15 protein-coding genes are annotated in these 20,092 nt (G+C 67.3%); 5 read left to right on the top strand and 10 right to left on the bottom strand.

What is annotated here, in order from left to right; genetic code table 11:
* The first annotated feature begins 61 nt into the window (after positions 1-61).
* Entirely contained in the window at positions 62-1,306 is a 1,245-nt protein-coding gene (locus HWX36_RS21580) for an NADH:flavin oxidoreductase/NADH oxidase family protein (protein WP_175954532.1), read from the top strand.
* Between the two features lie 121 nt (positions 1,307-1,427).
* Here HWX36_RS21580 and HWX36_RS21575 read toward each other — a convergent pair whose 3' ends face one another.
* The 7 genes from HWX36_RS21575 to HWX36_RS21545 all read right to left on the bottom strand — a co-directional run bounded on the left by HWX36_RS21575 (position 1,428) and on the right by HWX36_RS21545 (position 9,197).
* On the bottom strand, positions 1,428-3,545 hold the full coding sequence (locus tag HWX36_RS21575; RefSeq protein WP_175954530.1) for a TonB-dependent receptor: 2,118 nt from the start codon (positions 3,543-3,545) through the stop codon (positions 1,428-1,430).
* Between the two features lie 53 nt (positions 3,546-3,598).
* Entirely contained in the window at positions 3,599-5,713 is a 2,115-nt protein-coding gene (locus HWX36_RS21570; RefSeq protein ID WP_175954528.1) for a TonB-dependent receptor, read from the bottom strand.
* A gap of 165 nt (positions 5,714-5,878) precedes the next feature.
* A complete protein-coding gene (locus tag HWX36_RS21565) occupies positions 5,879-6,310 on the bottom strand; it encodes a DUF2946 family protein (RefSeq protein WP_175954526.1) in 432 nt (143 codons plus the stop codon).
* The gene (locus HWX36_RS21560; RefSeq protein WP_175954525.1) at positions 6,288-7,751 is read right to left on the bottom strand and encodes a PepSY domain-containing protein; all 1,464 of its coding nucleotides are present in this window, start codon (positions 7,749-7,751) and stop codon (positions 6,288-6,290) included. Before HWX36_RS21560 ends, HWX36_RS21565 begins: the two co-directional genes overlap by 23 nt.
* Before the next feature lie 242 nt (positions 7,752-7,993).
* Entirely contained in the window at positions 7,994-8,479 is a 486-nt protein-coding gene (locus HWX36_RS21555; protein ID WP_175954523.1) for a hypothetical protein, read from the bottom strand.
* A 103-nt stretch (positions 8,480-8,582) separates the two neighbouring features.
* Positions 8,583-8,780, bottom strand: coding sequence for a hypothetical protein (locus HWX36_RS21550; protein WP_175954521.1), 198 nt, complete (start codon positions 8,778-8,780; stop codon positions 8,583-8,585).
* 93 nt (positions 8,781-8,873) lie between these two features.
* Positions 8,874-9,197, bottom strand: coding sequence for a hypothetical protein (locus HWX36_RS21545; RefSeq protein WP_021162626.1), 324 nt, complete (start codon positions 9,195-9,197; stop codon positions 8,874-8,876).
* A 591-nt stretch (positions 9,198-9,788) separates the two neighbouring features.
* Here HWX36_RS21545 and HWX36_RS21540 point away from each other — a divergent pair.
* Positions 9,789-10,421: a LysE family translocator gene (locus HWX36_RS21540; protein WP_175954519.1), complete on the top strand. Its 633-nt coding sequence runs from the start codon at positions 9,789-9,791 to the stop codon at positions 10,419-10,421.
* Between the two features lie 64 nt (positions 10,422-10,485).
* On the opposite strand, the gene HWX36_RS21535 is transcribed toward HWX36_RS21540, so the two are convergent.
* Positions 10,486-12,114: an NADP-dependent glyceraldehyde-3-phosphate dehydrogenase gene (locus HWX36_RS21535; RefSeq protein ID WP_175954517.1), complete on the bottom strand. Its 1,629-nt coding sequence runs from the start codon at positions 12,112-12,114 to the stop codon at positions 10,486-10,488.
* Between the two features lie 932 nt (positions 12,115-13,046).
* Between HWX36_RS21535 and HWX36_RS21530 the strand changes: the two genes are divergently transcribed.
* Both HWX36_RS21530 and HWX36_RS21525 read left to right on the top strand, forming a co-directional pair.
* A complete protein-coding gene (locus HWX36_RS21530) occupies positions 13,047-15,176 on the top strand; it encodes a TonB-dependent siderophore receptor (RefSeq protein WP_175954515.1) in 2,130 nt (709 codons plus the stop codon).
* Between the two features lie 335 nt (positions 15,177-15,511).
* A complete protein-coding gene (locus HWX36_RS21525) occupies positions 15,512-16,138 on the top strand; it encodes a hypothetical protein (RefSeq protein WP_175954514.1) in 627 nt (208 codons plus the stop codon).
* 77 nt (positions 16,139-16,215) lie between these two features.
* Here the strand turns inward: HWX36_RS21525 and HWX36_RS21520 are convergent, their stop codons facing one another.
* Positions 16,216-17,163 carry a LysR family transcriptional regulator gene (locus HWX36_RS21520; protein WP_175954512.1) on the bottom strand — a complete coding sequence of 316 codons (948 nt, stop codon included), beginning with the start codon at positions 17,161-17,163 and terminating at the stop codon, positions 16,216-16,218.
* A gap of 225 nt (positions 17,164-17,388) precedes the next feature.
* On the opposite strand from HWX36_RS21520, the gene HWX36_RS21515 reads away from it, so the two are divergent.
* Positions 17,389-18,417: a DUF1338 domain-containing protein gene (locus HWX36_RS21515; RefSeq protein WP_175954510.1), complete on the top strand. Its 1,029-nt coding sequence runs from the start codon at positions 17,389-17,391 to the stop codon at positions 18,415-18,417.
* Between the two features lie 135 nt (positions 18,418-18,552).
* Here HWX36_RS21515 and HWX36_RS21510 read toward each other — a convergent pair whose 3' ends face one another.
* Positions 18,553-20,061, bottom strand: coding sequence for a DKNYY domain-containing protein (locus HWX36_RS21510; protein ID WP_175954508.1), 1,509 nt, complete (start codon positions 20,059-20,061; stop codon positions 18,553-18,555).
* Positions 20,062-20,092 lie beyond the last annotated feature (31 nt).

The raw sequence follows: 20,092 nt of genomic DNA, 5'->3' as shown, positions 1-20,092 counted from the left end.
GCTTGACCTTAAAGTTGACTTTAAAGTTATCGTTGGGCATCGTCAATCGAGGGTGCCCTCCATGAACCTGTTTACACCGCTGACACTGCCCAACGGGGCGGTGATTCCGAACCGTCTGGCCAAGGCCGCGATGGAAGAGAACATGGCCGATGCGAATCACGCACCGTCCGACGCGTTGCTGCGCCTGTACCAGGCCTGGGCCGATGGCCAGGTCGGCCTGATCCTGACCGGCAACGTGATGGTGGACGGCCGCGCGATGACGGGGCCGAACGGCGTCGTGCTCGAGAGCGACGCGCATCTCGACCGCTTCCGCCGATGGGCGCAGGTGGCGCGCTCGGGCGGCGCACAGGTATGGATGCAGATCAATCATCCGGGGCGCCAGATGCAGGCGGCGCTCGGCCAGACGACGCTCGCGCCGTCGGCCGTGCCGCTCGCGCTCGGTGCGCTGTCGAAGCAGTTCCCGGTGCCGAAGGAGATGACCCAGGCCGATATCGCCGACGTGCAGCGGCGCTTCGTGCGCGCCGCGCAACTCGCGGAGCAAAGCGGCTTCACCGGCGTGGAGATTCACGCGGCGCACGGCTATCTGCTGAGCCAGTTCCTGTCGCCGCTGACGAACCGCCGGCAGGATCAGTGGGGCGGCAGCGTCGAGAATCGCGCACGCCTGCTGCTCGATATCGTGCGGGACGTGCGCGCGACGGTGTCGCCGGAATTCGCGGTCGCGGTCAAGCTGAACTCGGCCGATTTCCAGCGCGGCGGCTTCAGCGCGGACGATGCGAAGCGCGTGGTCGAACTGCTGAATCCGCTTGGCGTCGATCTCGTCGAACTGTCGGGCGGCAGCTATGAAGTGCCGGCGATGCAGGGCGAGGCGCGCGACGGGCGCACGCTGGCCCGTGAAGCGTATTTCCTCGAATTCGCACGCGACATCACGGCCGTCGCGCGGATGCCGCTGATGGTCACGGGCGGCATCCGGCGCCGCGTGGTGGCCGAGCAGGTGGTCGACAGCGGCGTGGCGATGGTCGGCATCGCGACCGCGCTGTCGATCGAACCGAACCTGCCGCGCGACTGGCGGGCCGGCAAGGACAGCGCGCCGGCGCTGGAACCGATTCGGTGGAAGAACAAGGCGCTGGGCGCGCTGGCCAACATGGCCGTCGTCAAGTTCCAGCTCGCGCGGCTGAGCGTGGGGCGGCGCACCCACCCGCGGGTGTCGCCGCTGCGCGCGCTGGTCGGGCAGCAACTGGCCGTGCAGTGCCAGACGCGGCGCTACCGGAAGTGGATGGCGGGGCGCGCGGCCGGCACGCGTGCGTGACGAGCGCGCGCGGGGCTGAATCGACGGCCCCCCGCTGATCGGCCCGCCGTACGGCGGGTCGTTTCAAGGCTCGATTCTTTCGGATTGCTTTCTGAAATATCGAGCCTGATTACTGCATTAATCAGAACCGGTAGTTCGCCACCACTTCGAGCCGCCGGTCGTTGCCGAGCAGGTACTGCGTCTCGTTGTAGTACGCGGACTGCACGAAGCGGCGGTTGAACACGTTGTACGCTCGTGCGGTGATCGTCGTGTCCTTGCGCGGCTTCCACGCGAGGCCGAGGTCGACGGTGGTGTACGACGGCATCACGAGCTGGTTCGCGGTATCGGCGAAGCGCTTGCCGACGTACTTGACGCCCGCGATGCCCGTCCAGTCCGGCGCGAAGCGCCAGCTCACCCACAGGTTCGCGAGCCGCTGCGGCACCGACACCGGCACGTTGCCCGCGCGCGAGACGGTCGCGCCGCCGGACGTCTGCTGGAAGTCGTCGTATTTCGCGCGCAGGATCGACACGTTCGCGTCGACGCGCCAGTCCTTCGCGATCTCCGCGCCGACCGTCGCCTCGAGCCCGCGCGACGATTGCTGGCCGACCTGGATCGACTGGTTCGGGTTCAGCGGATCGGCCGTCAGGAGATTGTTCTTCACGATCCGGTACGCGGCGAGCGTCCATTCCGCCTTGCCGCCGAGGAGCGACTGCTTCACGCCGATCTCGACCTGCCGGCCGGTCGCGAGCGTGAAGTTCGCCTTCGACGCATTCAGCGACAGCAGCGAGCTGATCGGGTCGGCCGCGACCGAATACTGGCCGTACACGGCGAGGCCGGGCTGCACGTCGTACACGGTGCCGATGCGCCAGCCCGTGTTCGCGAACACCTTCGTGAACGCGGCGCCGTTCACGAGATCGTCGCGGTTCACGCTCGCGTGGTCGTAGCGCAGCCCGCCGATCACCGACCAGCGCGGCGTGATTTCCAGCCGGTTCTCGGCGAACAGCGCGTACTGGTTCGCCTGGCTGCGGTACTTCGGATAGGTGCCGGCCGTGTTGATGAAACTGCCCGGATCGAAGTTGAACGGATCGACCGTCGACGTGCCCGAATACGGCGAGTTGTTGTCGTGCTGGAACGTCGTGTGATTGAACTCGAAGCCCGTCGAGAACGTGTTGCGCATGCCGAGCAGCGCGGTGGTCACGGTGGCCGCCGTCACGTTGCCGTACTGCTCCTGGTCGTGGAAGATCTCCGTGAAGCTGCTGCGCCGCACTTGCGCGGTCGACGGCAGGTACGTGTAGTACTCGGCATCCTTCCAGTGGCGGTTGCTCTTCATCCGGTACAGCGTGCTCGTCACGTTCAGGCTGTCGCTCGGCTGCCAGTTCGCCGACACCGTCGCCCAGCTGTCGCGGAACGCGATGTCGCTGTCGCCGACGTTGTAGTTCTTCTTGCCGAGCGCGCGATCGAGCGCGCCGTTCACGAGCGGCACGCCGAAATACTGCATCGGATGCTGGAAGCCCTGCGCATACGATGCCGTCACGTACAGGTCGGACGTCACGTCGTAGCGCAGCGCACCGGAGATCGACAGGTTGCGCGAATCGCCGCGGTCGACCCAGTTCGACGAGCGGTTGCCGCTGATGTCGAAGCGGTACGACAGCTTGTCGTTGATCGCGCCGCCGCTGCCGAACGCGACTCGCGCCGTGCCCTCGGTGCCGCCGCCGACCTGCAACTCGTTCTGGATCGCGCCGCGCGTCGGCTTCTTCGGCACGATGTTGACGACACCGCCGATCGCGCCTTCGCCGTAGATCACCGATGCCGGGCCGCGCAACACGTCGATATGGTCGACCGACCACGTGTCGAACGGAAACGTGATGCCGATCGCGCCGTACGGGCGCACGCCGTCATAGAGCTGCGTGACCGACGACGCGCCGACGAAGCCGCGCGCGCCGAGCTCCGAGCCGCCGTTGCCGGGATGCGGCGACGCGCTGATGCCGGCGGCGCGGCTCACCGCGTCGACGATCGACGCGTCGCCGCGGGTGTCGAGCGTCGTGCGATCGATCTGCTCGACGCTCGCGGGCGTTTCGAGCGAAGTCAAGCCGAGGCGGCTGCCGGTGTCGAGCGGCTGCGTGAGCGGCGTCGCCTTCTGTGCGTTGACGCGGATCGGCGCAAGCGTGGCGCCGGTGTGCTTGACGTCGCTTTCCTGTGCCTGCCCGGCGGGCGAGAAGGCGGCGAGCAAGGCGGCGGGCAGCATCAATCTGAACTTCATGTTTCGGTTTCCTTTGAATCTTTGCAATGAGCACGGCTGCGGGCGGCGGCGCATCAGAACGCGTAGCGCATGCCGGCGAACACGCTGCGTCCTTCACCCGGATAGAAGATCGCGGTGTTCGCGGTGCGCGCATTCGCGACCGTGCTGATGTCGCTCACGTAGCGCTTGTTGGTCAGGTTGCGTGCGTCGACGAACAGCGACAGCCCGTTGCGGAAGTCGTAACCGGCCTGCAGCCCGAGCAGCGTGTAGCTCGGCACGCGCAGCGTGTTCGCATCGTCGGCCCATGCGCCCGACGGCACCCAGTCGAGGGTCGCCGCGATGTGGAAGCCGCTCGGGCGCGCGTAACCCAGCGTCGCGCGCAGCACGTTCAACGGCACGCCCGCGATCCGGTTGTTGCCGTACTGCGGGTCGTTCTTGAAGCGGAAATCGTTTAGGTTCCAGATGCCCGACAGCGTGACCTTGTCGCCCGCGCCGCGACCGGTGACGTTACGCAGCAACTCGACCGACGCGCCGGCCTCGATCCCTTGCAGCACCGTCCTGTTCGCGTTGAACGTCGACGCCGGGACATCCGGGTTCGTCGTGTACTGCAGCAACTGGTCGCGCACGAGCGAGCGGTAGGCGGTCACGTCCCAGCTCACGCGCTCGCGCGAGCCGCGCGTGCCGAACTCGATCGTCCACGCGTGCTGCGCCGCGAGCGGCGTGAAGCGCGTCGTGTTCGAGAAGGTCTGCGTGAGGTCGATGAAGTCGGGCACGTCCTGGCTGCGCGTGATGTCGACGTAGGCCTGGGTGTTCGCATCCGGCTGCCACAGCAGCCCGAGCTTCGGATTGACGCCGCTGTAGCTCGCGTTCGTCGACTTGTAGTTCGCATCGCCCGGCAGGCCGCCGTAATCGATGTATTCGCGCACCGAATGCAGCGCCTTCACGCCGGTCATCAGCGCGACGGTCGGCACGAAGAACAGCCGGTTCTCGACGTACGCCTCGTAGTTGAACGCCGTCTGCGTCGAGTCGAGCGTCTGCGCGCCCTTGTCGCCGTTGACGTTCACGTACTGGTTCGCCTGTGTGCGGCCGCCGAAGAAGCGCGCACCGACGATCAGGTCGTTGCGCATCCCGCCGAGCGTGAGGCGCCCCGTGTAGCGCGGGGCGAAGCCGTAGGTCCAGCCGTCCTGGTCGAGCGCCTGGAAGATCGGGTGATAGAGGCTCTTGTGGATCGCCCACGTGTCGAACTGCAGTTCGCCCGAATCGAGCTTCACCGTCGTGCGGTTCGCGATCCGCTCGGTGCGCGTGTTGCGCGCCTGGTCGCCCGACACCGCGTTCGGCGCGGCCTTGGTCGGATTGTTCAGCGCGTCGGACAGCGACAGCGTGCCGGGCAGCAACTGGTCGACCACGTACACGCCGACGTAGAAGCGCGTCTCGACCGTCGGGCTGAACCGGTAGCCGACGTTCGCGTTGAACTGCTCGTATTGCCCCTTCGAATGATCGCGATAGCCGTCCGCGTGATTGACGCTGAAGTTCGCGAGGAAGTCGAGCGGGCCGAGCACGCGCGAGATCTGCGCGCTGGTGCGCACCGTGCCGTAGCTGCCGCCTTCCACGCGCACGATGTTCGGCGCGTCGGCGGTGTGGGCGGTGGGCGTGATGAAGTCGATCGCGCCGCCGAGTGTCGACGCCCCGTACGCGAGGCCGTTGCCGCCCTTGTAGACCTGCACCGCCTGCAGCGCGAGCGGATCGATCTGGTAGTAGTCGCCGCTGCCGTCCGCGAGGTTGGTCGGGATGCCGTCCTGCAGGATCTCGAGGCCGCGCGTGTGGTAGGCGCGGGCGATCCCCGAGCCGCGAATCGACAGCCGCAACTCCTGCCCGTAGCGGTTTTCGACGAACACGCCGGGCACGTCCTTCAGCACGTCGCGCAGCGTGAATGCGTAGGTGTTCCGGTAGCTGTCGGCGTCGACGAAACCGACCGAGCCGACCGTCTGGCCGAGCGTGCGTTTCAGGTCGTCGGTCGATTTCGACGTCAGCGAATTCTCCGCGCGGGGCGCGTTGACGTTGATGGCGGGCAGCGTCGAAGCGGCCGACGCTTCGGCCGGTGCGGCGGCGCTTTGTGCGCATGCGCTCGAGGCGAACAGAACGGCGATCGCGCCGGACAGCGCGACGGCAATACGGGTCAAGGGAAACATGTCGTTGTGTGTAGGGTTATCGTGAATGCGGAACGGAGACGGCACACACCGAGGCCGTCGCGCTGCGCGCGCTCGTGCGCGGGCTCGGTATCGGGCATCGGGGTGGCAGGCAATCGGTGTGAACGACGTCGGCACGGTCGTGCGTCGGCTCGTTCGAGAAGCGCGTCAGGCGCGGGCGGACGGTGGCCCGCGCGCGGCGAGCGCGTAGGGCTTCGACGGGTGGCGAGCGGAGAGGATCAGTGGCGCGGGCGGCGCATGCCGCACGGCCGGGGAGGCGGGCAGGAACACCGCGTACTGCAGCGGCGGATGGCCGGCGAGCAGGCCGCAATAGCCGCAGCGGTCGACATGCCGATTCGACGACGAATGCGACGGAGCATGCGGTTGCGCGTGCGCCACGAGCGCGTTGCCGGTTGCCGAGCAGATCGGCGCGGCCGGCAAGCCGTCATCGGATGCGGCGGCGCGCAGTTGCGAGATCAGCGGCGCGACCAGCGCGAGCACGAGCGCGAGCAGCCCGAGCCACGCCGTGGCCCGGGCTTGCCGTGTCGGCGCGCGGCGTGTGCCGGCGCGCGACGGTTCAGGCGGCTGCGCGTGCCGCACGGCCGAACAGCAGACGGTCGATCAACCAGACCGCGACGATCGTCGCGCCCATCAGCGGAAAGACGATGCCGAGCAGCACGAGCCCCGCGACCCAGCCGCGCATCGGCGGCGTGCCGCGTTCGCGCGACGGCGCGCCCAACTTGCCGGCCGGGCGGCGTTTCCACCACATCACGGTACCGGTGACGGCCATCGCGGCCAGTCCGAGCGACAGGACCGCGCAGAGGATCTGGTTCGCGAGCCCGAAGTAGCGGCCCATGTGCAGCGACGTGCCGTACGATACGGCCCGCGATACCGCGCCGTAGTCGTCATAGCGGATGTCCTTCAGCATGGCCCCGCTGTACTGGTCGATGTAGATCGTGCGCTCGGCCTTCGGGTCGGCCGGGAAGTACGACGCGGTGAACACGCCGTCCGCGCCGGACGGCAGCGCGAGCGTGTAGCCGCTCGTCACGCCGAGGCCCGCGACGATCGCGATCGCGCGGTCCAGCGGCAGCGGTGCCGGCGTCGGCGCCGACGGCGAATGCGGCACGGGCACGTTGCCGACCGCCCACGGCGTTTGCGGCAACGGCAGGTCGTCCATCACCATTCCCGGCATCGAATCGCCGGATGCGTGGTGATGGCCCGACGGCGCAGCGGCCTGGGCAGGCGCGGGCGCCGCGGCAGCACCCGGGCGCGTCGAGCGCACCGACCCGCCGCCCCATGCGCCTTCCGGCGCGCCGAGGTTCACGGTCGCGGCCAGCGCCTTGAAGTTCTTGCCCCACGAGCCCGACCACGGCAGCCCCGTCAGGATGAACGCCACCGTGCCGGCTGCGAGCCAGATGCCGGCCGTCGCGTGGAGGTTTTTCCACAGCGGCCGGCCGCGCAGCGACAGGTCGGGACGCAGCGCCTGCCCGACGCGCGCCGCGCCTCGCGGCCACCACAGCGCGATGCCGGTGCCGATCATCACGAAGGTCCAGCACGCGGCGAGCTCCATCAGCAACTCGCCGGTCTTGCCGAGCAGCAGCTTGCGATGCAGCATCCGGTCGATCTGCATGAAGCGGTTCTCGACGCTCAGCGTGCCGAGCACGCTGCCGTCGTACGGGTTCACATACACGCTCTCGCGGCTGCCGTCGCGCAGCCGGAACACGTATTCGGCGCTGCGGTCCGGTGCGGTCGAGACCTGGACGGACACCGGCGTCGCGCCGGCCGGCATCGCGGCGCGCGCGTTCGCGAGCAGCGCATCGGCATCGAGCCGCGGTGTGGCGCGCGGCTCGACGACGAGCCGGTGCGGATACAGCAGCGGCTCGATCTGCGGCTGGAAGCAGTAGAGCGTGCCGGTGATCGCGAGGACCACCAGGAATGGCATGACGAACAGGCCGGCATAGAAGTGCCAGCGCCAGAGCGTCCGGTAGCCGGCGTGGGCGGATTGGGCGGGCGAGAGGGCTCGCTCGACAGTGGTCGACATGGTGTCAGCTCCTTGTGTTCGTTGAGCGGCCACGCCGGCGCGAGCCGGCGGACGTCAACGCGCGTTGCACCCGCCAGCGCGCATCGACGGAACGGGCGGCGCGGCGCCATGCGCGGAAGGGGCGCATGACGGCGCGCCCGCGCGACGCGGGCATGCGGGGGAACGCTTTGAATCGGGTCGTGTGAGACGAACGGCATGCAGGCCCGCGCACGTCGGCGTGCACGAGCCGCTGGGCGGAACCGTCAGCAGAACAGCGGAGGTGCGCGGGAGGGAGGGCGATCGTCGAAGATCGATCGCACGACGGGAATACGGTCGAAGCGAATCCGGAAGCGCCGCGGCGCGACGGCGGGAAACAGCAGCACCCGCAGCACGAACGACGCCAGCGCCGTGAACAGCGCGGCGCCGAATGCGCACAGGCTGTCGCCGCTGCCGGACGACGCTGTCTGGTCGGCATGCGCGTCATGCTTGAGCGCATCGGCGAGCGCCTGCGCATCGTTGGCCGGTGTGATCGGCGCGCCGGCATCGAAACGGGCGGCGAGCGCCGCCACGTTGACGATCAGCGGGCCGCGGCCCGAACACAGCACCACCGAGCCCGCATCCGGACCGTCCGGATCGAGCATCACGGCGCCCGACATCAGCGCGCGGGACAGCAGCGTCACGAGGAGGACCCCCCACAGAAGCTGTCGCGCGGCGCCTGGCCGGTGCAGGAAGTGGCGAAGTGCGTTCATGGCGCGCGATTGTACCTCCGTTTGCGCGGGGGAGCCGGCTGGCACGCTGATTCGCGGTATCAGCCTCGCGTGCGGCCGGAAGCCGATGGGGCGCCCGCTGCGGCTATTCGGTACCGCACGATTCGCCGCCGGCCAGCAGATCGGACAGGTCGGCCGGCGACACGCGCCGCATCGTCCGCTCGACGTCGTGATCGTGGCGGCGCTCGTTCGGGTCGAGATGCTTCTGCGCCTTGCGGCCGTCGCGATTCACGAACACGCCGAGTGCGCCGGCCAGTCGGGATTTCCGGTGCCTGGAGATCATGCGGCGAGGTCGTCGGGCATGCGCGCGCCGCGAATCGGGAGGGGCCGCCGCGGTCGTGCGTGACGCCCGCGGCAGCCGATGCATTGCGCCGGCTCAGGCCGGATACGCATCGTCGACTTTCAGGTTCGCGAGCCGGAACAGCGTGCGCAGCGTCTGCGGATGAATGTCGCGGTGCGCGGCGAGCGACGTCAGCATGAAGTCGAGCACCTTCGCGTAGCGGAGCAGCACGAGGCAGCGCGCGAGATCGGGCGTGCGGCCGCGCATGTCCTCGGCGAGGTGAACCATTTCGGTGGACAGCGAGCGTGCCATCTCGAGTTCCATCTGCTGTTTTTCGGTCCAGTCGGGCAACGGCTGTTCGAGCAGCTTCGCGAGAAAGAGCTGGAACGACGTGTCGGACGAATTGGGCAGCGCATCCATGAAGGGCCTCGTAACTTGCTCGGGTCGTTCGGGCGTGTCCGGTGGATGCGCCCGACGGTGGGTTCGTGTCCGCGCGATGAACGGCGCGGTTGTCACCCGAACGGAATGCAGGTTTCGTACCAGCGCCGCGAGACGATTGTTGAGTATTGTTGAGCCGCGATGCGAGGAGGGCGGCGAGTCCCGCCGGTACTGGGTGGCGGAGGGGATCGAGGCGGCCGTCTACCTGCGCGGCGCGACGCATATCGGGTGCGCGGAGCGGCTCGCCAAGGCGAAATGCTTCACGGATGTAACGTAACGCGGGGGTAAATTGCGCGGCGCGTTCCCCGCCTGTCTGACGAAACGGGCCTGTGCGCGTGCGCCACCCGCACCTGCCAGGCGTCCGGCCCGCCGGAAGCGGTGGGACTGGATGCCCGCCATGGTCGGCAAAAACCGCCCGCGATGCGACGGGTGTTTCAAAACCGAGACGGATTCGCGTGCGGCAATCCGGTTGCGCGCCCCGTCCAACTGGCCCAGCGAATTGAAGGCCAATTGTCCATGGGCAGACGGCGCGCGTTTGCCAACAATCCCCCGATCATCCCTGCGAGGTTCGACATGAGCGTCCATACCTTCTTCTCGGCCAATCTGCTGCTGGCCTACACGGCCTATTTCATCGGTACGGCCAGCCCCGGGCCAAGCAATCTCGCGATCATGTCGGTCGCCGCGAACCAGGGCCGCAAGGCGGCGCTCGCGTTCGCGCTCGGCGTCATTTCCGGGTCGATGCTCTGGGCGACGGTGGCGGCGCTCGGCGTGTCGGCCGCGCTGCTCGCGTGGTCGAAGCTGCTGGTCGCGATCAAGCTCTTTGGCGGGATGTATCTGCTGTGGCTCGCGTTCAAGTCGGGGCGCACGGCGCTGTCGGGCAAGAGGGCGGCGTCGCTGAACGCGGCGGGCGAGCAGCGGCTGTCGCGCTTCTATGTGCGTGGCGCGATGCTGCACCTGACCAATCCGAAAGCGATCCTCGTGTGGGTGTCGATCGTCGCGCTGTCATCGAACGGCGCGGGCGCGTCGCACGGCGCCGTCGTGCCGGGCTGCCTCGCGATCGGGTGCCTGGTGTTCGGCGGTTATGCGCTCGTGTTCTCGATGGACGGTGCGCGCCGGCTGTACGTGCGCGGCCGGCGCGCGATGGAAGCGTGCCTGGCGGTGGTGTTCGGCGTGGCGGGGATCAGGCTGCTGGTGTCGAACGCATGACCGCGCGGCTCGCGGCAACCCGCCACCGCGCCGACGCGCGGCGGCGGGCTCCATCGGGACGGCTTCAGAAAATGAAGCCCGTATTGATGAACTTCGAGTAGTGATCCGACACGATCGAATCGAGCAGCTGCTTGCTGCCTTCGGTCTGCTTCGCCGCGACCATCGAGCGGATCGAGAACGCGCGCAGCGCGTCGCTCACCGACAGCGTGCCTTCCGCCGAATCCTTGCGCCCCGCGAACGGGAACACGTCGGGCCCGCGCTGGCACTGGCAGTTGATGTTCACGCGGCACACCTGGTTCACGAGCGGATCGACGAGCGCGCCGATCTGCGCCGGATCGGAACCGAAGATGCTGACCTGCTGGCCGTGATCCGACGTCGTCACGTAGTCGAGCGCGGTGTCGACATCGTCGAACGGCGCGACCGGAATGATTGGCCCGAACTGTTCCTCGCGGTACAGCTTCATCCCTTCCGACACCGGATACACGACGGCCGGATAGAACAGCGTCTTGCTGAACTCGCCGCCCGAATGGTTGACGACCTGCGCACCCTTGGCCTTCGCGTCGTCGATCGCGTCCGTCATGTAGGCCGTGCGATGCATGCCGGGCAGCGGCGTGATGCTGACGCCTTTCTCCCACGGCATGCCGATCTTCAGCTGTTCGAGCGCGGCGGTGAAGCGCTTCAGGAATTCATCGACGATCGAGCGGTGCACGAGCAGCATCTTCAGCGCGGTGCAACGCTGGCCGTTGAACGACAGCGCGCCGAGCAGGCATTCCTTCACGGTGAGGTCGAGATCGGCGTCGGGCAGCACGATCGCCGCGTTCTTCGCGTCGAGGCCGAGGATCGCGCGCAGCCGGTGCGACTTCGGGTGCTGCTTCTTCAGGTGGTCGGCCACCTTGCTCGACCCGATCAGCGCGAGCACGTTGATCTTGCCCGACGCGAGCATGTGCGGCACGACCACCGCGCCCGGCGCATAGATCGTGTTGATCACGCCCTTCGGGAACGCGTCGCGGAACGCGTCGAGCAGCGGCTCGAACAGCAGCGTGCCGTACTGGGGCGGCTTGAACACCACGGTGTTGCCCATCAGCAGCGCGGGGATCAGCGTCGCGAAGGTCTCGTTCAGCGGATAGTTGTACGGGCCCATGCACAGCACGACGCCTAGCGGCGTGCGGCGGATCTGGCCGATCGTGCCTTCGGCGATCACGAAGCGCGAATTCGCGTTGTCGAGTTCCTTCAGCGCGTCGATCGTCTGCGTCATGTACGTGACGGTGCGGTCGAACTCCTTCTGCGAATCGGCGAGGCTCTTGCCGATCTCCCACATGATCAGGTTCACCACCCGCTCGCGCTGCGCGACCATCCGCTTGATGAAATCCTGCATGCACGCGATGCGCTGCTCGACCTTCATCGTCGGCCACTCGCCGCGGCCCGCATCGTAGGCGCGCACCGCGGCGTCGAGCGCCGCGTCGCTTTCCGTTTCGCCCATCACCGGGTAGCTGCCGATCTCGACCTGCTCGACGCCGCCGTCCGCCTGTCGCACGCACACCGGCGACAGCACGGTCTTGGTCGCGCCGTCCCACGGCCGTAACTCGCCGTCGACGAGCGACACGCGCTGGTGAATCGGCGAAGCGAGCCGGTACTCGGCGGGGATGTCCTGAAAGGCGGGAAACAATTGCTGCAGGGAGGCGGAATCGGGCATGACGGTCTCGTTTGACGGGGTGTCCGGGAAGGACGGGCGATGCGAATCCTGAGCTGAGCGATCCTCGATCCTGAATCGGCATCATGACGCGCGAACGACGACGCGTCACGCGTGGGCATGGCCGAATCAATGATTGGAACCAGTTCCATTAAAAAGGAACGCCGGCGTGAACGCAAGATTTGCCGAACCGTGCCGTGTGCATCGTAAGCATTCAGAAAGACTGTTGCCGAATGCCTGGTATAACGCGCCAACCACACTCGCAAACGTTTCCCTTGGGCCGGATTGCGCGGATAATTTCCCGGCGCGACGAAGAAAAACATGAAGCGAACCTGAGAGCACACGTAGTGAAGAACAGTAGAAGGTCCGCCGCGCTGCCGATGCGAGGTCGGCTGCCCGGAGCGCCGGATCGGGGTTGCCCGGTCCGGCGCGCACCGGACTTCGCATGCGTTCCGCCTGCTTCGGCGGATGCTTCGTGATCCTCTCCAGTCCCGTCGTCGTCCTCCCCCCGAATCCCGCCTTTTGCCTGGCCCTTCATCGCCTGATGCGGCCGATGCGATTCTTTCGTTTTAATTACAAATAAGCCATATTGAAGCGCGAAATAGAAAGGCATTCGTCAGGAATGCAGAGCGCCATGCGTATGCCCGTTGTGGACAGGCGACAGGTTAAAAATTAACTAAAAATACGAATCATTCTCGTTTAATATTTCGCTCCGTTACAAGCCGTGACGGAACGTCACGGCTTGTTTCGTGCCGGGCTTGCCGGCCGGCAGCCATTCGCGCCGGTCGTCCACCGGCCCGCCAGCGCGACGAGGCGATCCCCCGCGCGCCGTTTCCTGTTCACGGAAAGGATTTCGCCAGCCGATTCACTGCGTGGTTCGCGCGTTGGCCGGATGCGTTTTCGTTCGCCGTTTTCCCTCAGCCTCTACTTCAACGATGAAACTCAACAAGAGCGCGTGCCATGCGCTGCTGATCGCCACGTCGCTGGCCGGCGCACGCACCTCCTTCGCGCAGGCAAGCGACGCCGCCGCGACCCTGCCCGCGATCTCCGTCAATGCAACCGCCGAGCATGCGTCATACGACGGCGGCCGCTCGCGGGCGGCGACCAAGACCGACATGTCGCTGATGGACGTGCCGCAGACGGTGAACGTCGTGCCGCACGCGGTGATCGAGGACCAGAACGCGACGTCGATGCAGGATGCGCTGCGCAACGTGCCGGGCGTCGGCTTCTCGGTCGGCGATGGCCAGCGCGACCAGATCACGATCCGCGGCTTCAACAGCATCACGGACCAGTACGTCGACGGCATCCGCGACGATGCGCTCTACTATCGCGACCTGTCGAACGTCGACCGCGTCGAAGTGCTGAAGGGGCCGGCGGCCGTGCTGTACGGGCGCGGCTCGGCAGGCGGCATCGTGAACCGCGTGTTGAAGCGGCCGCTGGCGACGCCGGTCAACGACGTCGGCGTGACGCTCGGCACGCGCGGCGAGCGGCGCGGCGAATTCGACCTCGGCTGGAACGCGAACGATGCGGCGCGTTTCCGGATCACCGGCGCGGCCGAGAACTCGAACAGCTTCCGCGACCAGTTCCAGCTCAACCGCCAGGCGATCGCGCCGTCCGCGCAGTTCAAGCTCGACAGCGACACGGTGCTGAACGTCGAATTCGACTACCTGCACGACCGCCGTACGTCTGACCAGGGGCTGCCCGCGTATCTCGGCCGCCCGGTCGATGTGCCGATCAACACGTACTACGGCTCGGCCGACGCGGCGAACAGCTCGTACAACGACGTCTCCGCGAAGAGCGCGACGGTGTCGCTCGACCATCGCTTCAGCGATTCGCTGTCGTTCCATGGCGCGATCCGCGCGTACGACTTCTCGCTCGAACGCAAGAACTACGTGACGTACGAGCCGATCAAGACCGCCGCGCACCCGGTCGTGACGCTCGACCAGTCGACGCGCCAGCGCACCGACCACGGCATCGACGGGATGTTCGAGCTCACGCAGAAGACCTCGCTGTTCGGCATGCGCCACGAGCTGCTGTACGGGCTCGAACTGTCGCAGCAGCAGAAGTTCGACACGATCTACAGCGTGTCGAAGGTGGCGACCTACGATCTGTTCGATCCGCAGGCGGTGATCCTGCCCGGCGTGCCGGCCGGCGCGCGGGCGAAGACGAACGCGTCGACCGTCGTCGGGCTCGCGGGGGTCTACGCGCAGGACCTGATTTCGCTGACCGAACACTGGAAGGTGCTCGCGGGGCTGCGCTTCGACTACCTGAACCAGATCCGCCACGACTACACGTCGTCGAACGTCAACCTCGACCGCACCGATCGCGCGTGGAGCCCGCGCGTCGGCCTGATCTACGAGCCGCTCGACTGGCTGACGCTGTACGGCTCGTTCAGCCAGTCGTTCTCGCCGCTGGCCGACACGCTGATCAGCGCCGGCGCGTTCGCGAACGGCGCCGCGCTCGCGCCGCAGAAGACCACCGCGTATGAAGTCGGCTCGCGTTTCGATCTCGGCGGCAAGGCGACGGCCAGCGTTGCGCTGTTCGACATGCGCCAGACCAACCAGCAGATCGGCGACCCGGCGAATCCCGGCTATGCGCTGCCGATCGGCACGCAGCACGTGCACGGGATGGAGCTGGGCTTTACCGGCGAGATCGCGCCGAAGTGGTCGGTGTATGCGGGCTACGCGTACCTGAACGGCACGGTCGACGGCTCCGCGCAATCGACGGCGGCGGGCGTCGCGGTATCGAGCAACACGCCGGGGCTGATGCCGCGTCACAGCGCGAACCTGTGGCTCAAGCGCGAGCTGCCGTACGGTTTCTACGCGGCGGCCGGCATGCAGTTTCAGTCGGCGCGCTACACGTCGGCGAGCGACCTCGTCACGCTGCCGTCGTTCACGGTGTTCAACCTGGGGGCCGGGTATCGCAGCAAGAAGGTCGACGTGACGCTCACGCTCGACAACCTGTTCGATCGCCGCTACTTCATCGCCGCGCACGGCAACGCGGACCTGTACAACATGCCCGGCGATCCGCGCACGCTGACCGCCACGGTGAAGTGGCACATGTAACGCACGAGTCATGCGTCATGCGCGCGCGGCCATGGCGGTTGCCCGGCAACATCGCTGTGACGCGCGCGTCGATCGGCGCAGTGAACGCGCGGGACGGGTTCGGGCGATCGTGCTTCATGCCGAGGGGGCGACCGGCAGGCAGGGCGACGTCGGTCACGAGCGCGCCGGCAGGTGACTGACCGGCGCGCTTGACATATCCTGCACGCGATCGCGCGGGAGCGGCGTCGCAGCGAACGTCCGCACTGCACGGCGGATTCAACCGGTCGATGCAACAGCTCGATCGAGTCGATCGGAATGCCGCGATTGAAAGACCCCCCATCTAACAATCACACGCCATGAAAATAAAACGAACGATGTCGGCCGTCGCCTTGGCCGCCCTGCTGAATGGATGCGTCCTCCCGAGCCCGATCGAGCGTCACGACGCAACCCGGGACCAGCAATCCGGTTACGTGTCGAGTGCGGCCAGAACGAGGTCCGCGTACGGATACGTGCTTCATCTGAAAAACACGGCGACTGACGCGACGTATGCGTTGCAGATCAACAGCGGGTTTCCCATCGAAAGAGTCTTTGACGGGCCGGACACGCCGCCGCAGATCAACATGATCAAGGTGCCTCCCGGCAACTACACGTTGACGGGCTGGAGCGCATACGAATGGGGAACCCACATGAAGCGCATCGAGAAAAAGTTCGACGCGCTGTCGTCTTTCGCCGAGCCGTTTTCGGTCGCGCCCGGGGCGGTCGTGTTCCTGGGAGACTTCGTGACGGACGATCAAGTCACGAGAAGATCGCTTTCGTATGCCTCGGTACATTACAAAATAATCCCGCAGCCGATTGGCGTCGACGTTGCGCGCGACGAGTTCGTGAACGCCTACCCGACATTCAAGGAAGCCAGTTTCACCTGCCGATTCTGTTCGTTCGATGAGTCCGCAGGTCGCCGCACGTTTCGTTTCACCGCGCCCTGACCCGGCGCATCCCGATCGCGCGCCGGTCAGGCGTGACGTTTCCGGCGGCGTGCGCGGTACGGCCGCGCACGCCGGCTTCACTCGACGTCTTCGTCGTCCTCTGCGTCCGCCGCGTCACCTTCTCCTTCCGGCGCCGCATACGCGCTCGCCTGCTCGAGCAGCCAGCCGCGAAACAGCTCCAGCGGCTTGCTGTGGCTGAACTCCGTCGGATACACGAGGTAGTACGCGGAATCGCCGACGGTCGCCGCGTCGCACGGCACCATCAGCCCGAGCTGCTGCAACTGTTCCTCGACGAAGAATTTCGGCACGAGCGCGACGCCGAGCCCGGCCGCGGCCGCGCTGATCAGCATCGTGTGCAGCTCGTAGCGCACGCCCTGCATCGTGCGGATGTCCTCGACGCCGTGCGTCTCGAACCACTGCGCCCACGCGCCGGGGCGCGTCGTCGAGTGCAGCAGCGGGTAGGCGAGCAGATCCTCGACGCTGCGCACGGGCCCGTCGAGCAGCGCCGGCGAGCAGATCGGCACGACTTCCTCGCCGAACAGGTAGTCGGACGACGTGCCGGGCCAGGTCGGCTTGCCGTAGTGGATCGCGGCCTCGAAGTGGGTGTCCTCGAACGAGAACAGGTCGGTGCGGCTACCCATGTTCACGCGCACGTCGGGTGTGCGGTCGTAGAAGCTCTTGATGCGCGGGATCAGCCAGTGCGACGCGAAGGTCGGCAGCACCGCCAGCTCCAGGTAGCCGCCGCCGCTGCCGTGCGCGATGATCGACAGCGTGTCGCGGTCGAGCGCCTCCAGCGCGCGCCGCACCTGCGTGCCGTACAGCTTGCCGGCGCGCGTCAGCACGACGCGCTGCTTCACGCGGGCGAACAGCCGCACGCCGAGGCTCGCCTCGAGCGTCGCGATCTGCCGCGATACCGCGCTTTCGGTCAGGAACAGCTCCTTGGCCGCGTGCGTGAAGCTTTCGTGGCGCGCGGCGGCTTCGAAAGCCACGAGCGCGCCCATGTTGGGGATCTTGAATTTGCGCATGATGTTCGTTTGTCTGACGATCAGGCCCGCGCGACACAAGGCGGGAGGCGGAGCAGCGGAGCGGCCGATAATTCCAAAAACTCATCACGTATCAATTTAATCTCGCTTTACGCTCGGCTGCAACCCTTTGAATAATGCTCCCCACGCAAGGCCACGCGCCCGCTGGGCGGCCGGCCGACGAGTTGCCGGCACGTTTGCCGGCGGTCCCCCGAGACGAGAATCCTGATGCGCAATCCGAATATCGAGAGCTTGCTGACGAAGCTGCTGGGACAGGCGAAGACCGACGCCCTGTTCTCGACCCTGAACATGCCGGCCATCCTCGCAGAATGGGAGGACGGCGTCGTCACGCGCGCGGAAATCGCGCAGGCGATGAACATGGCGCTGTTCGAAGGGCTGCTCGAACGTTCGGCGAACGGCCGCGCGTATACGGCCGACGCGATCGAAAGCGGCGGCTCGGTCTATTTCGACCACGGCGCGCTGCGCACGGTGCGCTGGCCGCACACGGGCGCGCTGCCGCCGGGCGAGGCCGCGTTCACGCGCATCCTGCGTCCGCTCGGCTTCCGCCTGAACGGCCGCTACCCGCTCGACAAGCTCGGCATGACGGGCCGTGCGTATGCGCATGAAGACGCACCGGACGAAATCGCGCAGTTCTTCGTCAGCGAGCTGCATCCGGAACGTTTCTCGAAGGAATTCCAGCAGGCCGTGACGAACGTGGTGAGCACGTCGCGCGATCCGCTGTCGCCGGCGGCTGTCGCGCTGCTGTGGGAAGTCGAGCGCGAAGGCTGGCTGCCGCTGGAGGCCGCGCACGCGCTGCTGCCGGAGATCGTCGGGGCGTTCGCGCGCCAGCACGACCTGCCGAACGAACTCGACTACGACACGCTGCTGCTCGAATCGGCGGAAATGGCGTGGATCTCGACCGAAGGCAATGCGTTCAACCATGCGACCGACCGCGTCGCCGACGTGTTCAAGCTGGCCGACGACGAGAAGGCGAAGGGCCGCCCGATGAAGCCGGAAGTCGAGCGTTCGCGCTCGGGCCGCGTGTTCCAGACCGCGTATCGCGCGGATATCGTCGAGCGCGAATTCCGCACGCGCGACGGCGGCACGGTGAAGCGCAACGTGCCGGGTTCGTTCTACGAGTTCATCACGCGCAAGCGCACGTTCGACCAGGCGGCGCGCCGCTGGGTGACCGACCTGCGTTTCGATGCCGGCAACGCGCAGGGCATCTTCAAGATGACGGCGAACGCGGCGAAGTAACGCTGGCGAAGGAGCCAGCGGTGCGTGCGGCGGCGCGATCGCCGTGCCGGCACCGGCGGGCCGCCGCCGATGGAAAGGATGACCGATCGGGCAGGGCGCGACCGCGTCCTGCCCGATTGCGTGTGGCGGCGTGCGTCAGTCGCGCGGCGCCGTCGCGTCGCGCAAGGTCCGCGCGTCGTAGCGACGCGCGCTGTCCGCCGCGGTCCCCGGTTCGACGACGCGGAACGTGGCCGGATCGGCGCCGTCGATCTCGACGAGGCTCACGTAGCCGACGATATACGCATGCTTGCTGTCGCGCGCGAAATCTTCGTCGAGGAACTCGAGCGTCGGCAGGTGCACGCGTTTCGTCGAGACCGGCCGGCGCCCGAAGAACAGCTTGTCGCCGGCGCGCAGGAACGTCGGGTGCAGCACCTGGAGCGCGCTGGCCGGCACGTCGACCTGCAGCGGCTTGCCGTCGCAGAACAGGCGCTCGCCGTCCCACGCGTAGCTGCCTTCGACCTGCAGCCGATCCGGGTCGATGCCTTTCTTGACGACGCCGAGATGAAACGCCCGCGTCGCGTCGCGCGCCCAGCCGCCCGACAGCACGCGGAACGCGGCCGGATCGGCGCCGCGCAGCGGCTGCGGCTGGGAGGGCGTGAACGCGTAGAACACCGTGACGCCATCGGTGAAATAGTGCGGGCCGAGCACGCGCAGCGCATCGATCGGCTGGTCGGAGAAACGGGTCAGCTCGATCGGCATCTCGGCACTGACCCGGTATGCCCAGTGAATGCCGTGTGCGTCGCCGCACAGCCAGTCGACCGCACCGAAATCGAACCGCGTCTCGCGCGCGGCGAAGGTCGCGGGATCGAAGCCCGTGAGCGTCGCGTCCCCGAATCGCACCGTCGTGTCGGCCGCCGGCTGCTGCTGCCGATGCCACCAGTAGTCCCGCAGTTCGGGGCGCATCGTGAAGAAGCCGCGCCAGTCGTCGAACATGCGCGTCTCCTGCACCGTCTGCCGCTCGCCGGATTCGATCGGGCCGGCCCGGTCGGTGCATCGCAGGGTGCCGGCCTCGTCGGGCCCGCACAGGAAGCTCGCGCGATCGATGTCCTTCGGCCGGCCGTAGTAGTAGACGCGATCGGCATCGGCGAAGTAGCCGCCCGGGAAGCCGATCGCGCTCGCGCCATGCGAGCCGTTGATGCGGCGGCCGTTCATGTAGATCGATTCGTCGTCGGTCGCGATGTACTCGTGCTCGCACCGCTCGAACGTCACGCCGCGGCCGTCGGCCGGCCGGTTCCAGGTTTCGTAGACGAGCGGCCGGAAGGCGTGCGGGCTGCGCGTGCGGATCGTCCTGCCGGTGATGTAGTACGCCTGCCGCGCATCGCGCGCGTAGCGCTGGTTCAGGATCTCGAATGTCTCGAGATCGGCATCCTCGATCCGGTAGTAATACAGCCTCGCCATCGCGCTGCCGAGTTGCCCTTGCACGATCACGTGTACGCCGTCGGTGAACCAGCGGCCGCCGATGCAGCGGAACGCGTGCGGCCGTTCGATCGGCAGCGGCCTGCCGTCCTTGCCCCACAGCGGCAGGCCGTCCGGGCGGCGGATCACGGTGTCGCCGGCGATCGCGTAGTCGGGATGGTTGGTGTCCTGCAGGGGTGGCTGGGGCATGGCGGATGGCGCGCGGGCGTCGTGGCGGTCG

Source organism: Burkholderia sp. BCC0405, assembly GCF_902833075.1.
Classification (GTDB): Bacteria; Pseudomonadota; Gammaproteobacteria; order Burkholderiales; family Burkholderiaceae; genus Burkholderia.
This window is presented reverse-complemented; position numbering and strand designations above follow the sequence as displayed.